At 51.9% G+C, this 5,745-nt stretch carries 6 protein-coding genes; 5 read left to right on the forward strand and 1 reads right to left on the reverse strand.

Annotated elements, in window-relative coordinates; genetic code table 11:
• Nucleotides 1–1,072: citrate synthase (gene gltA, locus ACN0VM_RS17725; RefSeq protein WP_417452225.1), on the reverse strand; the 1,072-nt coding region annotated here is incomplete at its 3' end.
• A gap of 477 nt (nt 1,073–1,549) precedes the next feature.
• Between gltA and sdhC the strand changes: the two genes are divergently transcribed.
• The 5 genes from sdhC to ACN0VM_RS17750 form a co-directional block, all read left to right on the forward strand.
• The gene (gene sdhC / locus ACN0VM_RS17730; protein ID WP_200364158.1) at nt 1,550–1,927 is read left to right on the forward strand and encodes a succinate dehydrogenase, cytochrome b556 subunit; all 378 of its coding nucleotides are present in this window, start codon (nt 1,550–1,552) and stop codon (nt 1,925–1,927) included.
• On the forward strand, nt 1,924–2,265 hold the full coding sequence (sdhD, locus tag ACN0VM_RS17735) for a succinate dehydrogenase, hydrophobic membrane anchor protein (protein ID WP_417452227.1): 342 nt from the start codon (nt 1,924–1,926) through the stop codon (nt 2,263–2,265). Before sdhC ends, sdhD begins: the two co-directional genes overlap by 4 nt.
• Before the next feature lie 3 nt (nt 2,266–2,268).
• Nucleotides 2,269–4,041 (forward strand): succinate dehydrogenase flavoprotein subunit, encoded by a 1,773-nt coding sequence (sdhA, locus tag ACN0VM_RS17740; protein WP_200364160.1) that lies wholly within the window; start codon nt 2,269–2,271, stop codon nt 4,039–4,041.
• A 14-nt stretch (nt 4,042–4,055) separates the two neighbouring features.
• Nucleotides 4,056–4,760: a succinate dehydrogenase iron-sulfur subunit gene (locus tag ACN0VM_RS17745; protein ID WP_200364163.1), complete on the forward strand. Its 705-nt coding sequence runs from the start codon at nt 4,056–4,058 to the stop codon at nt 4,758–4,760.
• Nucleotides 4,761–5,074: 314 nt separating this feature from the next.
• The coding region (locus ACN0VM_RS17750) for a 2-oxoglutarate dehydrogenase E1 subunit family protein (RefSeq protein ID WP_417452226.1) at nt 5,075–5,745 on the forward strand (671 nt) is incomplete at its 3' end.

Below are 5,745 nucleotides of genomic sequence, written 5' to 3' on the forward strand. Positions count from 1 at the left end.
GCTTGCGCTTTACGAAGTACTCGTCTTCCAAGGCAATCTGTTCCAGCCGCTGAGCAATTTTCAGCAGCGGATCATTTTCAAGGCCCAGCTCGCTCAATACTTCATGGGCGGTCTCGGCCATAACTTTGGCGCGCGGATCAAAGTTTTTGTATACCCGGTGACCAAAGCCCATCAAGCGGAAGGGGTCGTCTTTATCCTTGGCCTTCGCAATGAAGGTGTCAATGTTTGACTCGTCGCCGATTTCCGCAAGCATGTCTAGCACGGCCTCATTGGCGCCGCCGTGAGCCGGTCCCCATAGTGCAGCGATGCCAGATGCTATGCAGGCATATGGGTTGGCGCCGGAAGAGCCAGCCAAACGAACGGTGGACGTTGACGCATTTTGCTCGTGGTCGGCATGCAGGATGAAGATTTTATCCATCGCCTTGGCCAAAATCGGGTTTGGCTTGTAGGTTTCGCAGGGAACGCCAAACATCATTTGTAGAAAGTTCTCCGAGTAGGAGAGGTCGTTTCTTGGGTACACAAATGGCTGGCCGATGCTGTATTTGTAGCACCAGGCTGCAATGGTTGGCATCTTTGCGATCAGGCGGTGAGCGGTGATTTCCCGTTGATGTTCGTCTGTAACGTCCATCTGGTCGTGATAAAACGCTGAAAGCGCTCCCACAACACCACACATGATTGCCATAGGGTGCGCGTCCCGGCGGAAGCCGTGGAAGAAATTGCGCATCTGGTCGTGCAGCATGGTGTGGTTTTTGATGGTGTCATGGAACTGCTTGTTTTGTTCGGCAGTTGGCAGTTCACCTTTGAGCAGCAAGTAACAGACTTCTAGGTAGTCTGAGTGCTCAGCGAGTTGCTCGATCGGATATCCCCGGTGCAGGAGAACGCCGTTTTCACCATCTATGTACGTGATAGCAGACTCGCAGGATGCCGTAGAGACAAACCCGGGGTCGTACGTGAAAACGCCATTCTGGACTAGGCCTCGAACGTCAATAACGTCAGGGCCAACGGTGCCGGAATAAACCGGTAGCTCAATGGACTCGTCACCCACCGAGAGCGTGGCTTTCCTGTCGGTCATAGTGCTCTCCTGTTTATCAGCTTTAACAGCGCTAGCTGTCTTTATAGTTGCGCGAGAAGGCGCGTATTATCGCAAAACTGGCGGCAAAATATAGGGTGTATGCTTTTTTTGTCAATGAAAGTGTAGGTAAACCTTCTGATCTTTCCCTTGTTGTAAATCAGGGATATCACGAATGATGCGGCTTCTGGCCAAAAAAGGTATTTGTCAATACGCCTAATAGCTTGCCCTGTTACAGTACCCATGCGGTTTCAGCGAGGGTTGCGCGTTTGTAATTATACGGGCGCCTCCTTATAATCCCTAGCCCGGAATCGGGGATTCATCTTCATGGGCGCTTGAGCATAGCAAGCTACCTGTTTGGTGTTCACCCTCCTGAACCAATCGTGTGTCGATATCGTATTGAACATTCGATCCTTACATACCAACTAACCGCCTCCGGTTCGCCGGTTCTGCGGTACCAAAAGAGAGTGTGAGAGCGCTGTGAATAGCAAACGACCAGTAAATCTCGATCTCGGCAAGTTTCATTTTCCTCTGCCAGCCATTACGTCCATATTGCACCGTGTGAGCGGCATCATCATTTTTGTTGGTGTTGCATTCATGCTTTATGGGCTTCAGCTTTCCCTATCCGGGGAAGAAGGCTTCAGTCAGGTCAGTGAACTGCTGAACAGCTTCCTTGCCAAGCTGATTACCTGGGGCATCTTGTCTGCTCTGCTGTATCACCTGGTGGCAGGTATCAAGCACCTGCTCATGGATATGGGTATCGGTGAAGAGCTTGAAAGCGGGCGCGCAGCCGCGAAGATCACCATCGTAGTTTCCGTTGTCCTTATTGTTCTGGCAGGAGTCTGGGTATGGGCATGAATAGTGTGACCAACATTGGTCGGAACGGTATCCAAGACTGGATTATCCAGCGGGTTTCTGCTTACGTATTAGCCTTTTATACGCTGTTTTTGCTGGGCTTTTTTGCCACAACGGATGTGGACTTCCAAATTTGGACGGCGTTGTTTGATCAATCTTGGTTTAAGATTTTCACTCTGTTGGCGCTGCTTTCAATTGGAGCTCATGCCTGGGTCGGGCTTTGGACCGTTTCTACCGACTACATCAAGTCAGCAATGCAGCGCTTCCTGTTTCAGGCGGCATTCATTCTGGTGATTCTTGTGTATGTGGTCTGGGGTATTCAGATTATTTGGGGGCTTTGATCGATGTCTAACATTAAGACCATGTCGTACGACGCCATTGTAATCGGCGGCGGCGGTGCCGGTATGCGAGCGGCCCTGCAGTTGACCGAATCCGGTGTTAAAACTGCGTGTATTACAAAAGTATTTCCTACGCGTTCGCACACAGTGTCCGCCCAAGGTGGTATTACCTGTGCAATTGCGAGTGCTGACCCCAATGATGACTGGCGCTGGCACATGTATGACACCGTAAAGGGGTCTGATTACATTGCCGACCAAGACGCTGTCGAATATATGTGTTCTGTGGGGCCTCAGGCTGTTTTTGAGCTTGAGCATATGGGTTTGCCTTTCTCCCGTACTGAACAGGGCCGTATTTACCAGCGTCCGTTCGGTGGCCAGTCCAAAGGCCCGGATAACCCCACTCAGGCTGCTCGTACCTGCGCTGCGGCAGACCGTACCGGCCACGCGTTGCTGCACACCCTGTATCAGGCAAACCTTAAAGGTGGCACTACCTTCTTGAACGAGTGGTACGCGGTTGATTTAGTTAAGAACAGCAAGAACGAAGTTGTTGGTGTTGTTGCTATTGAAATCGAAACCGGTGAAGTGGCTTACATCAAGTCCAAAGCTACGGTTCTTGCGACCGGTGGTGCGGGTCGTATTTACGCCTCCACAACCAACGCATTGATCAATACCGGCGACGGCATTGGTATGGCTCTGCGTGCGGGCTTTCCGATGCAGGATATGGAAATGTGGCAGTTCCACCCAACGGGTATTTACGGTGCCGGAACGCTGGTAACCGAAGGTTGCCGGGGTGAGGGTGGTTACCTGATCAACTCCGAAGGGGAGCGCTTCATGGAGCGTTATGCTCCTAACGCGAAAGATCTGGCCGGTCGTGACGTTGTAGCGCGTTCCATGGTTATTGAGATTCTTGAAGGCCGTGGTTGTGGTCCAGACAAGGATCACGTGTTGCTGAAGTTGGATCATCTCGGTGAAGAAACCCTGAACCTGCGTCTGCCCGGTATCTGTGAGCTGTCTCGCACCTTTGCCCACGTTGACCCTGTTAAAGAGCCGGTTCCGGTTGTGCCTACCTGTCATTATATGATGGGCGGTGTTCCCACGAACGTCGGCGGTCAGGCATTGACTCAAGATGAGAACGGTAACGATCAACCAATCCCGGGTCTGTTTGCGTGTGGTGAGGCTGCGTGCGTTTCTGTTCACGGTGCGAACCGTCTCGGTGGTAACTCGCTACTGGATCTTGTTGTTTTTGGTCGTGCGGCTGGCCTGCACATTGAAGAGCAGTTGCGCGGAGGTTTTGAGACCGACGGTGCAACCGAAGAAGATATTAAACGAGCCATGGCTCGACTGGACCGCCTGAATAGCGCTTCGGAAGGTGAAAGTGTTGCCGAGGTCCGCAAGGATCTGCAGAACTGCATGCAGCTTTACTTCGGGGTATTCCGTGATGGCAAGAGCATGGAAGAGGGCCTGAAAAAGCTGGAGGCTATTGGCGAGCGAGTGCGCAATACTAAGCTGACCGATACCAGCAATGCGTTTAATACTGCGCGCATTGAGGCTCTGGAGTTGGATAACCTGTTTGAAGTTGCGCAGGCAACGGCCATTGCGGCAAATGAGCGTAAAGAGAGCCGTGGGGCTCATGCCCGCAACGACTTCACCGAGCGTGATGACGAGAACTGGCTAAAGCACTCGCTCTACTTCCCGCTGGACAAGCGTATCGGCAAACGAGACGTTAACTTTTCGCCGAAAACTGTCGAAACCTTCCAGCCGAAAGTCCGGACTTATTAAGGGGAACGTACACTATGTTGGTAAGCCTATACCGTTATAACCCGGAAACTGACAACGCCCCTTACATGCAGGACGTCGAAGTTGAGCTTCCGGCAGGAAAAGACCTGATGGTTCTTGATGTGCTTAATCTCATCAAGGAGAAGGACTCGTCCATGGCCTATCGCCGCTCATGCCGTGAAGGTGTGTGTGGCTCTGATGGCATGAACATGAACGGCAAGAACGGCTTGGCATGCATTACGCCTATGTCGCAAGTTGTAAAGAATGGCAAGCTGGTGCTGCGCCCACTGCCGGGCCTGCCGGTTATACGCGACTTGGTGGTGGATATGAGCCTTTTTTACAAGCAGTACGAAAAGATTATGCCGTACCTTGTAAATAATACGCCTGCGCCAGCCATTGAGCGTTTGCAGTCACCGGAAGACCGGGAAAAGCTGGACGGTTTGTACGAGTGCATTCTGTGTGCATGCTGCTCAACCTCTTGCCCGTCATTTTGGTGGAATCCTGACAAGTTTATTGGTCCTGCTGGGCTGTTGCAGGCCTACCGCTTTCTTGCGGATAGTCGCGATACAGCTCAAGCAGAGCGCCTTGCCGATTTGGATGACCCGTTCAGTGTGTTCCGTTGCAGGGGTATCATGAACTGTGTCAGCGTTTGCCCGAAGGGTCTCAACCCTACAAGGGCAATCGGCCACATCAGAAATCTTTTGTTGCATAGGGCCACTTAAGCGGCAGGATTTCAGACAGGCGCTATACTGATCTGAACAGGTTGGAACCCCGGAAGGCCTCGCATTTTTGCGGGGCCTTCAACCAAAGGCTTATAGTCAAAGGTCTTACCCGGGTGCACACTACGCAAGCCGTAGCGGGAACCCATCAGGTTTTCTTGCGGTGTTGCGGAATACAAAAATCATTGGGGAACGGAAAACATCCATGTTGGGTGTGGTGGCCACAGTCGATCCCGTAAAAACCCGTATTGACTGATAGTTACCCCTGGCCGACCATACTTGGCTCCCCCGCACCAGCCCAAGGTGAGCTATTCAAAATGCAAGAAAGCATGATGGAGCAGTTATGGCAGACGTCCCACTTGCAAGGTGGAAATCTGGCCTATGTTGAACAGCTTTTTGAAACCTACCTGACAGATCCAAATGCCGTTCCCGAAGAGTGGCGCAGTTATTTTGACAAACTTCCAAGCGTTGACGGCTATCAGGGCCGCGACGTTATTCACTCTTCGATCCGCGAGCAGTTTGAACACATTTCCCGCAATCAGCGTTTTCTCGCAAATAACGGCGTGCCTGTTAGTGCTACGTCGGATGCCGATAAAAAGCAGATCCGTGTTCTACAGCTTATCAACGCTTACCGTTTCCGTGGTCATCAGGAAGCAAAGCTTGATCCGCTCGGTGTTTGGCAGCGTCCAAAGGTAGAAGATCTCGATTTGTCATTTCATGACTTGTCAGAATCAGATCGTGATCTGGAGTTCCAAACAGGTTCCCTAAGCTTCGGCTCGGACACCATGAAACTTGGCGATATATACGACGGACTGCGCAAGACATATTGTGGCAGCATCGGCGCCGAGTACATGCATGTAGTTGATACCCGCATCAAGCGCTGGTTTCAGCAGCGCATGGAGCCTGTTCGTTCCGAGCCCGGCTTTGAGGCAAAAACCCGAACCCATATCCTTGAGCGTCTAACGGCGGCGGAAGGTCTTGAGAAGTA

It is taken from the genome of Kordiimonas sp. (assembly GCF_048260245.1).
GTDB lineage: Bacteria > Pseudomonadota > Alphaproteobacteria > Sphingomonadales > Kordiimonadaceae > Kordiimonas.

Excerpts from the sequence above, each read along its gene's own strand:
- sdhD (WP_417452227.1), top strand. The coding sequence starts at position 1,924 with ATGAATAGTGTGACCAACATTGGTCGGAACGGTATCCAAGACTGGATT.
- sdhA (WP_200364160.1), top strand. The coding sequence starts at position 2,269 with ATGTCTAACATTAAGACCATGTCGTACGACGCCATTGTAATCGGCGGC.
- ACN0VM_RS17745 (WP_200364163.1), top strand. The coding sequence starts at position 4,056 with ATGTTGGTAAGCCTATACCGTTATAACCCGGAAACTGACAACGCCCCT.